Genomic DNA, 17609 nt, shown 5'->3' on the forward strand with positions numbered 1-17609 from the left:
CCCGTCCGACCGCGGACACCCGCTCGCCGTTAGAGCTGTGACCACACGGTAGGCAATCACTACTCCAGCAGGAGGCCTGCGCCCTATGGGCCAGGGGGCGGTGGTGGCGGTGGGAGTTGCGGAAACTGAATCTGCGGCAGCGGGATCACCGGTAGCGGAATGTCCGGTAATCCGGGAATGAGTGGGGCGGGTGCCGGTTCCGGCTCGGGAGGCGGGACTTGCTCACCCTCATCCGTCTGAGGCGGGACTTGTGCGCCCTCACCCGATGGACCCGGAACGATATCCGGCTCCGTGGTCGGGGGGATTACCACCTGCGTCGTCGGTGAGGGCAGTGGGGACGGTGTCGCTACTGGCGCTTCTGGGGCTGGAAGCACCACTTGTGGCGATTGTGCCGGTGGCGGCGCCACGGCGATCGGTGCCGAAGTTTCCGGCTCGGTCACCACAACTTGCGGCGACTGGTTCGACCCCGAACTCGAATTCGCGGCGAGACCCAGACCTATCCCAACCACGACAAGGACAGCCACGCCGCCCCCTACCATGACGGAACGTCTTCGCCACGGGTTCGTGGTGTCTGCGGAAATCGGCGGAGAGGAAGCGCTCTCCACGAACGGTGGCTGCACCGGATCGGATTCCGACTCGGCCAGCAGAGCTGCGCCCTCGGCCGCTACACGTTCGGGTTCGTTCGGAACGATAACCGGGAGCTCGAGAGCAGACTCCATCACCGAAGTGACCAGTGGAAGGTGTGCGCCGCCACCGATCAGCACGACGGCGTTCGGTGTGCGTCCCGAGCGGCCGATCACTTCACGGACCAGAATCATCGATTCTTCGACAGAGTCTTCGATAAGTGAATCGAAACTGCTCGACGAGAGCACCAACAGACCGCCTGCACCAGGTGTGCACGCCGTGCCGCCGATCGACAATTCCTCCTTGGCCTCCCGGCACTGAGTCTCGAGTGCTCGCGCGGCGCTCTCGTCGGCCGGCTGGTCGATGTGGTGCAGTGCAAGTTGGCGGTCGCGGATCAGCTGGTCGAAGAGTTCACCGCTGATCTGGCCTGTGCGAGCCGCGCTCAATATCGTTCCGGTAGATCGATCGACCATCGTAACGGTCAGGCCGGAACTGCCCAGGTCGTAGAACAGCAGGGTCGAGTGGCCCCCGAGCTCTCCCGACTCTTCGAGTTTCCGCATCGCGGCGATCACTTCGGGGACCAGGCGATAGTTGTCGATCTGTTGACGCTCCAAGGCGGCCCGTACAGCACCGGCCTGAGCCTCGTTCTGGTAGGCGATGCCTATCGCCTGTACTGGTTCTTGGTCCGCCTTCTCGGCGAGCAGTGATCCGATGCTCGCGGCCGCCAGCTCTTCCGAGCGCGCGCGGTTTGCACCCACGGTCACCGAATCGGCGCCCGACCCCCGGTACGTCAACCGCACGGCGCTGGCACCGACCGACACACCGACTACCGAACTCATGGGACCGAGAGTATCCCCGTTCGACTACGTACGAAGTCGCTGCACGTCAGGGTGGAAACAGACCGGTCCGGCTTCCGAAGTTGAGCCCAGACGCGCGAAACAGCTGCTACCCCTAGGAAACCGGTTTCAGCGGATGGATCGCCGGCGCACCCGCGAGGTGCTCACCGAAGAGGCCGGCCGCCGACTGGAAGTGTGGCGACTTCATGTGCGCATCGATGGCAGCCTGGCTCGCCCATACCTCGACGATGACGAAGGTACCGGGCTGCGAGCCGGATTCGAACAATTCATACGACACGCACCCCTCCTCATTGCGGCTCTCCGCAGCGAGCGAGGACAAGCCGTCACGGACGGTGTCCTCAGACCCAGGCTTTGCAGGGATGGTCGCGACAACGCGCAGATCTGACATCGACTCCTCTTTCTGATACCACTCTCCGAATCCCACCTGATAGCACGTACACGTAATCACAGTTGCGGTAGCGAAGAAACCCGAAAGCGAAGAAACCGAAGCGGAATCGAGCTACCGGCAGGAGAGCAAGGTCATCAGCGAGACCAACGGATGAGGTACTCACGTTCTGCGGCGGTGATTCGGCGCAGTCGCTGAGCATCGACATCTGCCACGGCCAACTGGGTGGTACCCGTGACCGCGGGCGGGTCTGTGAGTGCTGCCCGCGCGCCACGCACCTCGTAGCCGATTGTGAAATCGACGGCTCGGTGTTTGGCGATCCACATCGTGATTCGCAGCGGGCTGTCGGAATGGTGCAGCGGGCGCCGGTACTGGAGGTGGATGTCGGCGATGAAACTGCTGGTGATGAACGACGCGTCCCCAGGGCCCTCGCTGAGCAACCAGTCGATCCGGGCCTCTTCGAGCAGCGTCACCATCCGCGCATGATTGATGTGCTCGAAGGCATCCATATCGGACCAGCGGACGGGAACGAAAGCGTCGTAGCCGACTTGGGCGGAGGTAACCGGTGCAGAGGTATCAGTCATACCGGCAGCATTCCCTACCTTCTGGTCCCCAGTCGCCGTCAGCCCGGCTCACGCCTTACTGCTCAGCCAATTCCGCAGCCATGTCGTCGCTGATGCGCCCGAAGAGTCGACGGCGTAGCGCGTGTAATCCTGGTGCGCATTCGACTGGTAGAACTGCTCGAGATCGTCGATGCGGCTCTCGTTCGATTCCTCGTCCAACTGGGCCATCAGTGTCGGCATACCCCCGGCGGCCATCAAGTCGTTCCAGATGGTGAGGAGTTCCTGCTGATACCGGCCGAGCAGCTCCCACGTCGGATCCGAAGCCTGCGCGAGGAAACCTGCCAGCCGGGTGACGAAATCGTCCTGGGGTGTGGAGCAGTACAGATCGCCGGGAGCGCAGAAGGTGCGTGTGTTCTGACTGACCCAGCCGAACCCGCCCACGCGCGGCCCACCGGCGCCACTACCGGCGACTGGCGGACCGATCAAGGCGTCAGTCGGCGACCGCCGCGGATCGGACAGCAGCCCGACTGCCGCAATTCGAGACGGTGGGACAACACCGAGGCCGGTACCGATCTCGGCGGCAAGATCACCGGCAGCGTCTGCGCCCTGGCTGTAGCCGATGATTGCGAAGTCAGTGTTGCCGCATCGCTTCGCGGAATCTTCGAGGATCCAGCGCGCGTTGTCTACGGCCTGAGCCTTGGACGCGCCGTAGACCTCGGACTCCCACGGGAACGCCGTGGCCGCATAGGTCACATAGTCGACCTTCACCGAGGAGGGGAGACCATCGGTAACCGCAGACAACATGCCTGGCCGCGGCTTTGAGTCCGTTGAGGTTTCCCATGTACCCGGAATGGCGATCACCTGGAGGTTCGGGCAAGCCGGGGCGGCCTGCGCTGTACCGACCGATGCGACCGACCCGAACACCGCCGCAATGCTTGCTCCCAGCGCAACAAATGATCTCTTCACGACCATGAACGCTCCACTTGTTCGATCCAGGCAGTCACATTCCCGTGACCACGAGCCGCTACGTTCCCTCTCGCCCTCTCGCACAAGGCCGACGAGCCCCTGACAAGGAGAACTTGCCAAAGTGATGTTCGAGTCGATGCGCGATCGGTAACTAAACGTTACCGGAGCGATCTGGGCAGCGATCCGAATATGTCAACTTTTGACCAAAATGGGCGCCGCCGGACTTCCGGCGACGCCCACTACTGAAGCCTCAGTGCTTCTCGACTTCGATCAGGAACCGAAGCCCGAACTGCCGCCTCCGCCACCCGGATCGGTCGGTACGGGATCGACCGGACCGGGCACGATCAGTTCTCGAGGTGCCGAATCCGAATCGACGAAGCCTGCGGATCCCTCGAACTCCGCTGTGACGCTGTAGGTACCGGAGCTGTAGAAGGTTGCCGGTAACGTCGCAACGCCGTTCACCACATCGACCGTGCCCAGCGACGTGTTGCCGAGCTTGAATCGAACCGTGCCGTTCGCATTCGCCGGATCGACCCTGGCCGTCAGAATTACCGGGCTGCCCTTGGTCACCGTGCCGACCGGATCGAGCACGGTTGTGGTGGAAACATCCCCCGGCGGCGCCTCGGTGACACTGACCGGGAAGGCAGGCGAGACCGATCCCGCGAAGCCGTCCGTGCCGGAGTACCGCGCGACGACCCGGTGGGTTCCGACCCCGGTGAACGTGTACGGCGCGATCGCGGAGCCATCGGTTCTGACCTCGGCAGTCAGCGTCTGGCCGTCGACCTCGAACTCCACAGTGCCACCCTGAACGGCCGGCGTGATCTGCGCTGCCAGGTTGACGTCCTCCCCGACGTGGGCCCTCACCGGCGATGTCACCTCGATACTGGTGTCCGCTTCGGAGGCACTCACGTTGATGGTCAGTGGCTCCGACGTCGACGCGGAATATCCAGCGGCTCCGAGGAACTCCGCCGTGACCGTATGGTCGCCGTTGAGGTCGAAGGCATGGGAGATCGACGCCTCGCCACCGACCACATCGACGGGATCACCGATCGCCGTCACACCGTCCCGGAACTGTACGGTTCCGCCGCCGGGAGCTGGGTCGATATTCGCGGTCAGCGTGACGGGCGCACCGTTCAGCGCTGCCGCAGGGCCCGAGAGGCTGGTGGTGGTCTCTTGATCAGGCGCGATGATGTTCACCGAGCCAAGCGGACCGGCGCCCGCATTGAGCGATGCGTTCTTGTTGTTTCGTGGCGTGCAGCGCGTGGGCGCCCAGGCGGTGATCCCGGCCTTCGCCTTGGGAAGGAACGTCAGGAAGTTCTTGCTGTTGTCCCACTCGCCGGCGTCACCGTCTGTGCGCAGCTTGATGTCGACGTTGCCGGACGGGCCCGCCTTCAGCTTGAGCTTGACCTTCGGGAGCTGAAAGTAGGTGTAGCCGTCGGGGGTGTTGTTCCCATCGACGTCCCTACCGGTCGCATTGACTTTGATGCCGCCCTCGCTGTTGGTGCTCGAGTTGGGACCGTTGCCGATGGTCCGATTGTTGCCCGACAGCCGCAAGTACGCGCCGTTCGAGTCGACGTCACCATTCCCATTGATCCGCAGAACGTTCGGAGCGGTACCACTGAGCCCGACCGAGGTGGCGGGAACCACGTCTGCGTCCAACAGTGTGGCGTTCTGCGGGACCTCCATGTCGATCTTGATCCGCGACACGTTTTCGATCGTGGCGATCGATGCGGAGCCGGGGAAGCCGATGGGGCTCGGCTGGAGGGTCACCTCGAACTCTTCACCGGCGTCGACGCTTGCCGGTGCTTCGACTACGACCGATGCGCTCTGCGTCTCCGTCATCGGATCTATCAGCGAGACCGACGGCTTGACTTGGCAAGTGTTCTTGAATGTGGTGGTCGTGGTCTCGGCCTGAGCGGGTGTCCCGCTCAGCATGGTGGCACCGACGAGAGCGCCGATGCTGATCGGGGCGGTCAGCCGACGCATTCCGCTTTTCTTCACTACTTCTCCTGACATGGTGGGTAGACCGCTGGTTCTCCTGCCCGCCCCGGGTGTGCACTTCTCACACCCGGGGCGGGCAGTGGACCGATCAGCCTCCGAGGGAACCCGTGCTGACGCTGCCGGGGCCGCCCGGATCAGAAGGGCCGCCCGGGTTGGAAGGATCACCCGGATCGACCACCGCCAACACGGCAGGCCCGGATACCGAGTCCGCGAAGCCTTCGCCGGCAACGAAGTTCGCGGTCACCACGTAGGTGCCCGCCGCACCGAAGGTGTGCGTCAGGGTCGCGACCCCGCCCACCACGTCCGCCGTGCCGAGCACCTCGGTGCCGGCCTTGAACTCCACGGTTCCGTTCGCCGTGTTCGGGGCGACGGTGGCCTCGAAACTCAACGGCTCCCCGACCTCGGTCTCACCGATGACATTCAGCGCCGTGGTGGTCTCGGTGCGCGCCGGCTCCGGATCCGTCACGGTGACGGGGAAGCCGGCAGAAGTCGACGGTGTGTACCCGGCTGTTCCACTGAACTCGGCGACCACGTTCGCGGTGCCTGAGGCACCGAAGGTGTACGGCAGCACCGCGACACCATCGCCCGTCCCGACCGCAGCGGCGCCGACCTCGACACCGTTGACGACGAAGATCACGTCACCGCCGCTGGGAATCGGCAACACAGTAGCGGCAAGGTTGACCGGGGTGCCCGCCACAGCGGTCACCGGCTCGATCACCGTGGTGGTGGTATCCCAGTCCGGGTCGTTCACCGTGACGTCGACGGGCGCGGAGGTCGAGCCGATGTTGCCGGGCGCACCGAGGAATTCGGCGACGATGCTGTATGTCGCGGACTCCGGGAAGCTGCGGGTGAGGCTGGCTGTGCCGTTCTCCACGTTGACAGGGGCACCGTAGTTGGCGCCGTTGACCTTGAACTGGATCTGCCCCTGGGCATTAGCCGGGGTCACCGTCGCGGTAGCAACCACGTCCTCACCGACGAGGACCGGATTCGGCGACACCTGCAGTTCGGTCACGGTGTCGGCGGTGACATCGATGGTCTGCGGTGCAGACGTCGAGCTGTAGAAACCTCCATCAGCAAGGAATTCCGCGGTCACTTCACGCACGCCCGCAATGTCGAACGTGTGCGTCAGGGTTGCCCGCCCGTCGACCACATCGACCGGGGCACCGATATCGGTCCCACCGTCCTTGAACTGAATCCGCCCGGACGCAACGGCAGGATCAACCGACGCGACCAACTCGACCGGAACACCCGTCTTCGCCGTCGCCGGCACTTGCAGGCTGGTCGAGGTGGTCACCACTGGATCGTCCACCCGGACGAACACCCCGAAGTTCTTGTCGCCCCGGTCTGCACCGAACCAGGCATGCACGTTGACCAGCGCGCCGCTGTCGTACACCCCGAAGTCCATGTCCTCGGGCACCCGATACGTCGCCTCGAGTGTGACTTCCTCGTTGTCGTCCACCACAAACCCGCCGACAAGGAGGGTGCAGTCGCTCTTGCACCTCGCGGTCACCCCGCCGTCGGAGTTGAAGTTGAGGTCCGCCTTGTTCCACGAGTTGTCGTACCGGACCTTGACGCTGTCACGGATCAACTCGAACCCGGCCGGCGGAACATCCCGAATCTTTTCGATCGCCAAAACGATCCCGTTGTTGCGGTGCTTGACCGTGGTCTTGTACGTGATGGTGTCACCGGGGTGCACCACGTTGTCGCCGACGACCTCTTTCGTCAGCTGCAGCTGATCCTCTTTGTAGGTGTTGCTCGACGGTGGTGGGGGCTCGGCACCAGCCGTACCGGAACCGACCACGATCATTCCCGCCGCGGCGATGCCCGCTACCAGCGGTGCCGCGATTCTGCGCAGGGTTGACGAACGCAAGAATCCTCCTCAAATTTCCCGCCCCTCCGACCTGAGCGGGGGTGACGCCGGTCGCGTCGCCAGGGAGAGTAACCGCCGCCGAGCGGCACCGCAGCGTTTTTGGTCAATGGTCCAGAAAGACCCAGGTCGAAGACGGATCCTTGCCGCCCACCCGAACGTGCCGCGCAACGCTGCGAGACGCAACGAGGTGAGCGAACGTTCGGACATCAACTATCAACGAGAAGTGGGCGCCGCCGGATTTCCGGCGACGCCCACTACTGAGGACTCAGTGCTTCTCGGCTGCGATCAGGAACCGAAGCCCGAGCTGCCGCCTTCACCACCCGGATCGGTCGGTACCGGATCGACCGGGCCGGGCACGATCAGTTGCTGAGGCGCCGCAGCTGAATCGACGAAGCCCGCGGATCCCTCGAACTCCGCTGTGACGCTGTAGGTACCGGAGTTCTGGAAGGTTGTCCACAGAGTCGCAATGCCGTTCACCACGCCCACCGTACCCAGCGGAGTGTTGCCGAGCTTGAATTGAACCGTGCCGTTCGCGTTCGTCGGATCGACCCTCGCCGTCAGCGCCACAGGGATGCCCTTGATCACCGTGCCGACCGGATCGATCGTGGTTGTGGTGTCAACATCCCCCGGCGGTGCCTCGGTGACACTGACCGGGAAGGCAGGCGAGACCGATCCCGCGAAGCCGTCCGTGCCGGAGTACCGCGCGACGACCCGGTGGGTTCCGACGCCGGTGAACGTGTACGGCGCGATCGCGGAGCCATCGGTTCTGACCTCGGCAGTGAGCGTCTGGCCGTTGACCTCGAACTCGACGGTGCCGCCCTGAACGGCCGGCGTGATCTGCGCGGCCAGGTTGACGTCCTCCCCGACGTGGGCCCTCACCGGCGATGTCACCTCGATACTGGTGTCCGCTTCGGAGGCACTCACGTTGATCGTCAGTGGCTCGGACGTCGACGCGGAATAGCCTGCGGCTCCGAGGAACTCCGCCGTGACCGTATGGTCGCCGTTGAGGTCGAAGGGATGGGAGATCGACGCCTCGCCACCGACCACATCGACGGGATCACCGATCGCCGTCACACCGTCCCGGAACTGTACGGTTCCGCCGCTGGGGGCTGGGGCAACGTTCGCGGTCAGTGTGACGGGCGCACCGTTCAGCGCTGCCGCAGGCCCGGAGAGGCTGGTGGTGGTTTCTTGATCAGGCGCGATGATGTTCACCGAGGCCAGCGGACCGGCGCCCGCGTTGAGCGATGCGTTCTTGTTGTTTCGTGGCGTGCAGCGGCTTGGCGCCCACGCGGTGATCCCCACGGCCTTCGCCTTGGCGAGGAACGTCAGGAAGTTCTTGTTGTGGTTCCAGTCGCCCGCGACACCGTTTGCGCGCAGCTTCACCTCGACGGTGCCGGACTGTCCCGCAATCAGCCGGAGTTTGACCTTCGGGAGCTGAAAGTAGGTGAAACCGTTGGAGGTCTTGTTCCCATCGACGTCCTTGCCCGTCGCTTTCACCTGGATGCCGCCCGTGCTGTCGGTGCTCGAGTTGGGGCTGTTTCCGATCGTCCTGTTGTTGCCCGAGAGCCGCAGGATGTTGCCCTCGTTATCCAGGTCGCCGTCCGAGTTGATGCGCAGGATGTTCGGAGCGGTGCCGCTGAGTCCGGCCGAGGTGCCGGGGACGATCTCCTTGGACAGGAGGGTCGCGTTGTCCGGAACGTACATATCGATTTTGATCCGCGACACGTTTTCGACGGTGGCGATCGATGCGTCGCCGGGGAAGCCGATCGGGCTCGGCTGAATGGTCACCTCGAACTCTTCACCGGGATCGACACTTGCCGGTGCTTCGACTGTGACCGCGTTGTTTTGCGACTCGTTGATCGGATCTACCACCGACACCGACGGCGTCACGCGGCACGTGGTCTTGAAATTGGTAGTCGTGGTCTCGGCTTGAGCGGGTATCCCGGTCAGCATGGTGGCGCCGACGAGAGCGCCGATGCTGATCGGGGCTGTGAGCCTGCGTATTCCGCTTTGCTTCACTACTTCTCCTGACATGGTGGGGTGGCACGCTGGGTCTGGACCCGCCCCCGGATGCACTTCTCACACCCGGGGCGGGCAGTAGACCGATCAGCCTCCGAGAGATCCCGTACTGGGGGGTTCGGGCGGATCGCTGGGCTCGGTCACCGCCAACACGGTGGGACCGGACGCCGAGTTAGCGAAGCCCTCGCCGGCAACGAAGTTCGCGGTCACCACGTAGGTGCCCGCCGCACCGAAGGTGTGCGTCAGGGTCGCGACCCCGCCCACCACGTCCGCCGTGCCGAGCACCTCGGTGCCGGCCTTGAACTCCACGGTTCCGTTCGCCGTGTTCGGGGCGACGGTGGCCTCGAAACTCAACGGCTCCCCGACCTCGGTCTCACCGATGACATTCAGCGCCGTGGTGGTCTCGGTGCGCGCCGGCTCCGGATCCGTCACGGTGACGGGGAAGCCGGCAGAAGTCGACGGTGTGTACCCGGCTGTTCCACTGAACTCGGCGACCACGTTCGCGGTGCCTGAGGCACCGAAGGTGTACGGCAGCACCGCGACACCATCGCCCGTCCCGACCGCAGCGGCGCCGACCTCGACACCGTTGACGACGAAGATCACGTCACCGCCGCTGGGAATCGGCAACACAGTAGCGGCAAGGTTGACCGGGGTGCCCGCCACAGCGGTCACCGGCTCGATCACGGTCGTGGTGGTACCCCAATCGGCGTCGTTCACGGCGACGTTGACAGGCTCCGAAGTCGAGCCGATGTTGCCCGGCGCACCGAGGAATTCGGCGACGACACTGTACGTCCCCGCCTCCGGGAAGGAACGAGTGAGGCTGGCCGTGCCGTTCACCACGTTGACCGGCGCACCGTCATTGGCGCCGTTGACCTTGAACTGGATCTGCCCCTGGGCATTAGCCGGGGTCACCGTCGCGGTAGCAACCACGTCCTCACCGACGAGGACCGGATTCGGCGACACCTGCAGTTCGGTCACGGTGTCGGCGGTGACGTCGATGGTCTGCGGTGCAGACGTCGAGCTGTAGAAACCTCCATCAGCAAGGAATTCCGCGGTCACCTCACGCACACCGGCCGTCTCGAACGTGTGCGACAAACTCGCGCGCCCGTTCACCACATCGACCGGAGCGCCGATATCGGTCCCACCGTCCTTGAACTGAATCCGACCGGACGCAGCCGAGGGGTCGACCGTCGCAACCAATTCGACCGGAGCACCCAGTTCGGCCGTCGCCGGCACCGACAGTGCCGTCGACGTACGCGTCACCGGATCATCCACCCGGACGAACACCCCGAAGTTCTTGCTGCCCCGGTCACCGGACCAAGTCCTGACCGAGACCTTCGCGCCGCTGTCGTACTCCCCGAAGGCCATGTCGTCAGGGACGCGGTACTTCGCCTCGAGGGTGATCTTCTCGTTGTCGTTGAGGTCGAACCCGCCGACAAGGAGAGTGCAGTCACTCTTGCATTCCGCGGCCACCCCACCATCGGTCTTGTATTTGAGATTCGCCTTGTTCCAGGAGTTGTCGTACCGGACCTTGACGCTGTCCCTGATCAACTCGAATCCAGCCGGCGGATAGTCCCGGATCCAGGGGAGTGACAACCGGATCCCGCCGCCGTTGTGACTGACCGTGGTCTTGTAGGTGACGGTGTCACCGGGATGCACCACGTTGTCGCCGACGACCTCTTTCATCAGCCTCAGCCGACCGTCGTTGAGGGTATTGCTCGATGCCGGCGGCGGCGCTTCGGCACCAGCCGTACCGGAACCGACCACGATCAGTCCCGCCGCGGCGATGCCCGCAACCAGCGGTGCCGCGATTCTGCGCAGGGTTGACGAACGCAAAAAATCCTCCTCGAATCTCACACCGCTCCGACCTGGGCGGGGCTGACGACGGTCGCGTCGCCAGGGAGAATAGCCGCTAACGAGCGCCACCGGAGCATTTCTGGTCATTTGTCCAGAAAAACCTGGTCAAACGTTCAAAACTGTGGTCCTGCACACACCAAAAGCCCGATCTCACTCCACTTTTCGAGTGAAATCGGGCCCTGGTCCGAAAGTGCTGGAAGCCTTCCTCGGATCAGCGCTGTGGTGCGCTGGTCGGCACGATCGGCGCAGGCAACGCCGTCGAACCCTCGAGGAATTCATCTACCGCCGCCGCTGCGGAACGGCCCTCGGCGATGGCCCACACGATCAGGGACTGTCCACGTCCCATGTCTCCGGCCACGAATACGCCGTCGACGTTGGTTGCCCACTTGTCTGTGCGGGCGACGTTGCCGCGCTCGTCGAAACCGACACCGAGATCGGTGAGCAGACCCGGCTTCTCAGCACCGACGAAGCCCATCGCCAGCAGAACCAGATCAGCCTCGATCTCGAAGTCCGAGCCCTCCACCTTCTCGAAGCGACCCGACTTCATCTCGACCTCGTGGGCTATGAGCGCAGTCACTTTGCCGTCGCTGCCGACGAACTTCTCCGTATTGACGGAGAACAGCCGCTCTCCGCCCTCCTCGTGGGCGGACGCGACGCGATACATCAGCGGGTACATCGGCCACGGCGTCTGCTCGGCGCGGGTCTCGGGGGGCCTCGGCATGATCTCGAACTGGTGAACACTCACCGCACCCTGACGGTGCGAGGTACCCAGGCAGTCCGCGCCGGTGTCGCCACCGCCGATGATCACAACCTTCTTGCCCTGCGCGGTGATGGTGGGTTCCTCGAAGTCACCCAACTGTACTCGGTTGGCGATCGGAAGGAACTCCATCGCCTGATGGATGCCGTCCAACTCGCGGCCGGGGATCGGAAGATCACGAGCGACGGTGGCACCACCGGCCAGAACGACGGCGTCGAACTGTTCCCGCAGCGCGTCCGCGGTGATGTCGACGCCCACGTTGACACCCGTCCGGAAGACGGTGCCCTCGGCCTTCATCTGATCCAGACGGCGATCGATGTGGCGCTTCTCCATCTTGAACTCGGGGATCCCGTAACGCAGCAGTCCGCCGATGCGGTCATCGCGCTCGAAGACGGTGACCATGTGGCCCGCACGAGTAAGTTGCTGTGCGGCAGCGAGACCCGCGGGTCCGGAACCGACGATGGCCACCTTCTTGCCTGTCGAGCGGGTGGGATGCACCGGCTTGACCCAGCCTTCGTCGAACGCCCGGTCGATCAGTTCGACCTCGACCTGCTTGATCGTGACCGGGTCCTGGTTGATACCCAGGACACAGGACGCCTCACAAGGTGCCGGGCACAGCCGTCCGGTGAAATCCGGGAAGTTGTTCGTCGCATGCAGGCGCTCGATGCCGTCGCGCCAGCGGTCCTGATACACCAGGTCGTTCCACTCGGGAATCAGGTTCCCCAGGGGGCAGCCGTTGTGGCAGAACGGGATACCGCAGTCCATGCACCGGCTGGCCTGGGTCTTCAGGGTCTCCGAGGAGAAATCCTCGTAGACCTCTTTCCAGTCGAGCAGGCGCAACGGCACCGGGCGGCGAACCGGAAGTTCGCGTGACGTGTGCTTCAGAAAGCCGCTTGGATCACCCACGAGCTGCCTCCATCACTGCCTCGTCCACGTTCTTTCCATCCTTCTTCGCGGCCTCGATGGCCAAGAGCACCTTCTTGTAATCGCGGGGCATCACCTTCGCGAAGTGACTGACCTGCTGCGACCAGTCGGAGAGGATGCGCGCGGCAACCTCGGAGCCCGTCTCGTCGCGGTGACGCTCGATTGCGGACTTCAGCCAGGTGAAGTCATCACCCGTGAGGTCCTCGAGATCCACCAGTTCGGTATTGAGATTGTTCTCGAACACCTTGTCGGGGTTGTAGACGTACGCGACGCCACCGGACATGCCGGCACCGAAGTTGCGTCCCGTCGCGCCGAGGATGACGACCTTACCGCCCGTCATGTACTCGCAGCCGTGATCGCCGACACCCTCGACCACCGCGGTGGCACCGGAGTTGCGAACCGCGAACCGCTCCCCCACGACGCCGCGGAGCAGAGCCTCGCCGCTCGTGGCACCGAAGAGAATCACGTTGCCGCCGATGATGTTGTCCTCGGCGACGAACCCGGGAGCGGTCTCGAGCGGTGGGCGTACCACGATCCGACCACCGGAGAGCCCCTTGCCGACGAAGTCGTTCGCGTCGCCGTTGAGGCGAAGGGTGATGCCCTTGGGAACGAACGCGCCGAAGCTGTTTCCTGCCGAACCGGTGAACGTGATGTCGATCGTGTTGTCGGGCAGCCCCGCACCACCGTAGGCCTTGGTCACCTCGTGGCCGAGCATGGCGCCAACCGTGCGGTTGACGTTGGTGATCGGCGACTCGAACGCGACCTTCTCGCCCTTGTCCAGAGCATTGCGGCTCGCGACGATCAGTTGCTGGTCGAGAGCCTTGTCGAGTCCGTGATCCTGGGTTCCCGTGCAGTACAGGTCCTGGTTCATGAACGCCGACTCGGGCTGGTGCAGGATCGGGGAAAGATCGAGATTACCCGCCTTGCTGCCCTTCCAGTGCTCGAACGCCTTCGTCGTGTCGAGGACATCGACCTGTCCGACGGCTTCGTCGAGGGTGCGGAATCCCAGCTCGGCCAACAGTTCGCGGACCTCTTCGGCGATGAAGAGGAAGAAGTTCTCCACGAACTCGGGCTGACCAGTGAACCGTTTGCGCAGAACCGGGTTCTGGGTGGCGATTCCCACCGGGCAGGTGTCGAGGTGGCACACCCGCATCATGACGCAGCCCGAAACCACCAGTGGGGCAGTCGCGAATCCGAACTCCTCACCACCGAGCAGTGCAGCGATCATGACGTCGCGACCAGTCTTGAGCTGTCCGTCCACCTGAACGACGATGCGGTCGCGCAGGCCGTTGAGCAGCAGCGTCTGCTGAGTCTCGGCCAAGCCGAGCTCCCAGGGAGCGCCCGCGTGCTTCATAGAGGTCAGCGGGGTTGCCCCGGTGCCACCGTCGTGACCGGAGATCAGCACGACATCGGCGTGGGCCTTGGACACGCCCGCGGCAACAGTGCCGACGCCCAACTCGGAGACCAGCTTCACGTGGATGCGAGCCTCGGGATTGGCGTTCTTCAGGTCGTAGATCAGCTGCGCTAGATCCTCGATCGAGTAGATGTCGTGGTGCGGCGGCGGCGAGATCAACCCGACGCCAGGCGTGGAGTGCCGCACCTCGGCCACCCAGGGGTACACCTTGTGCGCCGGCAACTGACCGCCCTCACCGGGCTTGGCTCCCTGCGCCATCTTGATCTGGATGTCGGTGCAGTTGGTCAGGTAGTGCGATGTGACACCGAAGCGTCCGGACGCCACCTGCTTGATCGCCGACCGGCGCCACTCGCCATCCTCGTCTCGGTTGAAACGCGCCGGATCCTCGCCGCCCTCACCGGAGTTGGAGCGACCACCGAGACGGTTCATCGCGATCGCGAGAGTCTCGTGCGCCTCGGCCGAGATGGAGCCGTAGCTCATTGCCCCGGTCGAGAAGCGCTTGACGATCTCGGAGGCCGGCTCGACCTCGTCCAGCGGGACCGGCTCGCGGATACCCTTCTTGAACTCGAACAGGCCGCGCAACGCTGCGAGGCGCTCGGACTGGTCGTCGACCAGCTTCGTGTACTCCTTGAACACCTCGTATTGCCCGGTGCGCGTGGAGTGCTGCAGCTTGAACACCGTGTCGGGGTTGAACAGGTGGTACTCGCCCTCGCGACGCCACTGGTACTCACCGCCCACCTCGAGCTCGCGGTGCGCGCGCTCCTCCGGACGGTCCAGGTACGCATTGGAGTGACGAACTGCCACGTCGGCTGCGATCTCGTCGAGCCCGATTCCGCCCAGGCTCGAGTTGAGTCCGGTGAAGTACTCGTTCACCAGTTCCTGTGACAGACCGATGACCTGGAACAGTTGGGCACCGGTGTAGGAGGCGAGGGTGGAGATGCCCATCTTGGACATCACCTTGAGCACGCCCTTGCCTGCCGCCTTGATGTAATTCTCGATGGCCTTGTCGTGACTGACGCCGTCCAACTCGTTGTTTTGGACGGCCTCGTCGATCGTCTCGAACGCCATGTAGGGGTTGACCGCTGCTGCACCGAACCCGAGGAGAACCGCCATGTGATGCACCTCACGTGCATCGCCGGATTCCACGATGAGACCGACCTTGGTGCGGGTCTTCTCGCGCACCAAGTGGTGGTGGACGGCCGAGGTCATCAACAGCGACGGGATCGGCGCGTAGGTCTCGTTCGACTCACGGTCGGACAGGACGATGAGGCGTGCACCACCGGCGATGGCCTCCGACACCTGGTACCGGACGTCGTCGAGGGCCCGGCGCAGGCCTTCTCCGCCCTCGGCCACCGGGTAGAGGCCCCGGACGATGACGCTGCGGAAGTTCGGGAAGTCACCGTCGTCGTTGACGTGGATGAGCTTCGACAGGTCGTCGTTGTGCAGGATCGGCTGCGGCAGGTAGATCTGATGGCAGGACTCTGCGGTGGGGTGCAGCAGGTCGTGCTCGGGACCGATGGTGCCGCCGAGGCTGGTGACGACCTCCTCCCGGATTGCGTCCAACGGAGGGTTGGTGACCTGCGCGAACAGCTGAGAGAAGTAGTCGAACAGCATTCGCGGCCGCGAGGACAGAACGGCGATCGGGGTGTCGGTACCCATCGAACCCAGAGCCTCGGCACCGGAAGCCGCCATCGGCTTCACGAGGAGGCTGACCTCTTCGCTGGTGTACCCGAACATCTGCTGACGCAGAACGACACGTTCGTGCGACATGTAGGTGTACGGACGGTCCGGCAGATCGTCCATGTGAGTCAGCCCCTGCTCGACCCACTCCTGGTACGGGTGCTCGGCAGCCAACTCCGACTTGATCTCGTCGTCGCTGATGATGCGACCCTTTTCGGTGTCGACGAGGAACATGCGGCCGGGCTGCAGCCTGATCTTCTGCACGACGGTGGCAGGATCGATCGGCAGAACGCCGACCTCGGAGGCCATGACGACCAGGTCGTCGTCGGTCACCCACAGACGCGACGGGCGCAGGCCATTGCGGTCGAGCACCGCGCCGATGACGGTGCCGTCGGTGAAGCACACCGAGGCCGGTCCGTCCCACGGCTCCATGAGTGACGCGTGGTACTGGTAGAACGCCCGACGCGCGGGATCCATGCCCTCGTGACGCTCCCAGGCTTCCGGGATCATCATCAGGACCGCGTGCGGGAGGCTACGGCCACCGAGGTGCAGCATCTCGAGCACCTCGTCGAAACGCGCGGTGTCGCTCGCGCCCTTGGTGCAGACCGGGAAGATTTTCTCGAGCTCGTCGCGACCACCGAATATGTCGCTGTCGATGAGCGCTTCGCGGGCGCGCATCCAGTTCTCGTTGCCGGTAACGGTGTTGATCTCACCGTTGTGCGCCACCCGACGGAACGGGTGGGCCAGTGGCCATGACGGGAACGTGTTGGTGGAGAAGCGTGAGTGCACGAGGCCGAGGGCCGACTCGAGGCGCTCGTCCTGCAGGTCCAGGTAGAAACCCTTGAGCTGCGGAGTCGTGAGCATTCCCTTGTACACGAACGTCTGGCTCGACAGGCTCGGGAAGTACACGGTTTCGCGACCGGGGCCGTCCTGACCGGCGCCTTCGTTACCCAACTCGTGCTCGGTGCGCTTGCGGATGACGTAGGCGCGGCGCTCGAGTTCGAGCCCGCTCAGGGCGTGGTTCTCGCTGCCGATGAAGATCTGCCGGAACGTGGGCATGGCGTCGCGAGCGAGGGCACCGAGCGACGATTCGTCGGTTCCCACCTCGCGCCAACCGAGAACCTTCAGCCCCTCGTTCTCGACGATCTTCTCGACCGCCTCCACTGCACGCTGAGCGTCAGCCTGGCTCTGCGGCAGGAACGCGATGCCAGTGGCGTACTTTCCCGCGGCGGGCAGTGGGAAATCGACTACCGCGCGGAAGAACTTGTCCGGAACCTGGAGGAGGATGCCGGCACCGTCACCCGTATTGGGTTCGGAGCCCGCAGCACCACGGTGCTCGAGGTTCACCAGAGCGGTGATCGCCTTCTCGACGATGTCTCTGCTGCTTCGGCCCTTCATGTCCACTACGAACGCGACACCACAGGAATCGTGCTCGTTTGCGGGATGGTATAGCCCCTGAGGGCCTGGAAGTTGCTTCATACCTAGCCTTCGTATGCCAAGAGATGCACCGACGACCAGCAGCGCTGATGGCCATCAACTTGCAATGCCTGCACCGTCACGACGTGATCGGCACCACCGATCGGCTGTCGCCCTTTGCAACACGCTGGGTATGGTCTCGCGCTGGGCGACGTCGCTCTTTCGGTTGGGTCGGACTTTCGTGGGTCCGGCGTGTACAGAAAACGATAAGTCAGA

10 protein-coding genes are annotated in these 17609 nt (G+C 64.2%); all 10 read right to left on the bottom strand.

Features of this window, described 5'->3' with window-relative positions:
- Positions 1-83 precede the first annotated feature (83 nt).
- Complete coding sequence (locus BFN03_RS17670) at positions 84-1463, bottom strand: Hsp70 family protein (RefSeq protein WP_070380101.1); 1380 nt, start codon at positions 1461-1463, stop codon at positions 84-86.
- Positions 1464-1575: 112 nt separating this feature from the next.
- Positions 1576-1869, bottom strand: coding sequence for a putative quinol monooxygenase (locus BFN03_RS17675; protein ID WP_070381045.1), 294 nt, complete (start codon positions 1867-1869; stop codon positions 1576-1578).
- A 134-nt stretch (positions 1870-2003) separates the two neighbouring features.
- Complete coding sequence (locus tag BFN03_RS17680) at positions 2004-2450, bottom strand: acyl-CoA thioesterase (RefSeq protein ID WP_070380102.1); 447 nt, start codon at positions 2448-2450, stop codon at positions 2004-2006.
- A gap of 48 nt (positions 2451-2498) precedes the next feature.
- The gene (locus tag BFN03_RS17685; RefSeq protein ID WP_070380103.1) at positions 2499-3401 is read right to left on the bottom strand and encodes a cutinase family protein; all 903 of its coding nucleotides are present in this window, start codon (positions 3399-3401) and stop codon (positions 2499-2501) included.
- A gap of 264 nt (positions 3402-3665) precedes the next feature.
- The gene (locus tag BFN03_RS17690) at positions 3666-5396 is read right to left on the bottom strand and encodes an Ig-like domain-containing protein (RefSeq protein ID WP_232320328.1); all 1731 of its coding nucleotides are present in this window, start codon (positions 5394-5396) and stop codon (positions 3666-3668) included.
- Between the two features lie 88 nt (positions 5397-5484).
- The gene (locus tag BFN03_RS17695; RefSeq protein WP_232320330.1) at positions 5485-7266 is read right to left on the bottom strand and encodes an Ig-like domain-containing protein; all 1782 of its coding nucleotides are present in this window, start codon (positions 7264-7266) and stop codon (positions 5485-5487) included.
- A 285-nt stretch (positions 7267-7551) separates the two neighbouring features.
- Complete coding sequence (locus tag BFN03_RS17700; protein WP_157109647.1) at positions 7552-9285, bottom strand: Ig-like domain-containing protein; 1734 nt, start codon at positions 9283-9285, stop codon at positions 7552-7554.
- Between the two features lie 87 nt (positions 9286-9372).
- Complete coding sequence (locus BFN03_RS17705) at positions 9373-11121, bottom strand: Ig-like domain-containing protein (RefSeq protein WP_198163288.1); 1749 nt, start codon at positions 11119-11121, stop codon at positions 9373-9375.
- 232 nt (positions 11122-11353) lie between these two features.
- The gene (locus tag BFN03_RS17710) at positions 11354-12805 is read right to left on the bottom strand and encodes a glutamate synthase subunit beta (RefSeq protein ID WP_070380106.1); all 1452 of its coding nucleotides are present in this window, start codon (positions 12803-12805) and stop codon (positions 11354-11356) included.
- Positions 12798-17396, bottom strand: coding sequence for a glutamate synthase large subunit (gene gltB, locus BFN03_RS17715; RefSeq protein ID WP_070380107.1), 4599 nt, complete (start codon positions 17394-17396; stop codon positions 12798-12800). Before gltB ends, BFN03_RS17710 begins: the two co-directional genes overlap by 8 nt.
- Between the last annotated feature and the right edge of the window lie 213 nt (positions 17397-17609).

Origin of the sequence: Rhodococcus sp. WMMA185, from assembly GCF_001767395.1 — a bacterium.
Classification (GTDB): domain Bacteria; phylum Actinomycetota; class Actinomycetes; order Mycobacteriales; family Mycobacteriaceae; genus Rhodococcus_F.

Bases quoted from the DNA above. Each gene is read 5' to 3' on its own strand.
- BFN03_RS17670 (WP_070380101.1), bottom strand. From the start codon at position 1,463: ATGAGTTCGGTAGTCGGTGTGTCGGTCGGTGCCAGCGCCGTGCGGTTG.
- BFN03_RS17675 (WP_070381045.1), bottom strand. From the start codon at position 1,869: ATGTCAGATCTGCGCGTTGTCGCGACCATCCCTGCAAAGCCTGGGTCT.
- BFN03_RS17680 (WP_070380102.1), bottom strand. From the start codon at position 2,450: ATGACTGATACCTCTGCACCGGTTACCTCCGCCCAAGTCGGCTACGAC.
- BFN03_RS17685 (WP_070380103.1), bottom strand. From the start codon at position 3,401: ATGGTCGTGAAGAGATCATTTGTTGCGCTGGGAGCAAGCATTGCGGCG.
- gltB (WP_070380107.1), bottom strand. From the start codon at position 17,396: ATGAAGCAACTTCCAGGCCCTCAGGGGCTATACCATCCCGCAAACGAG.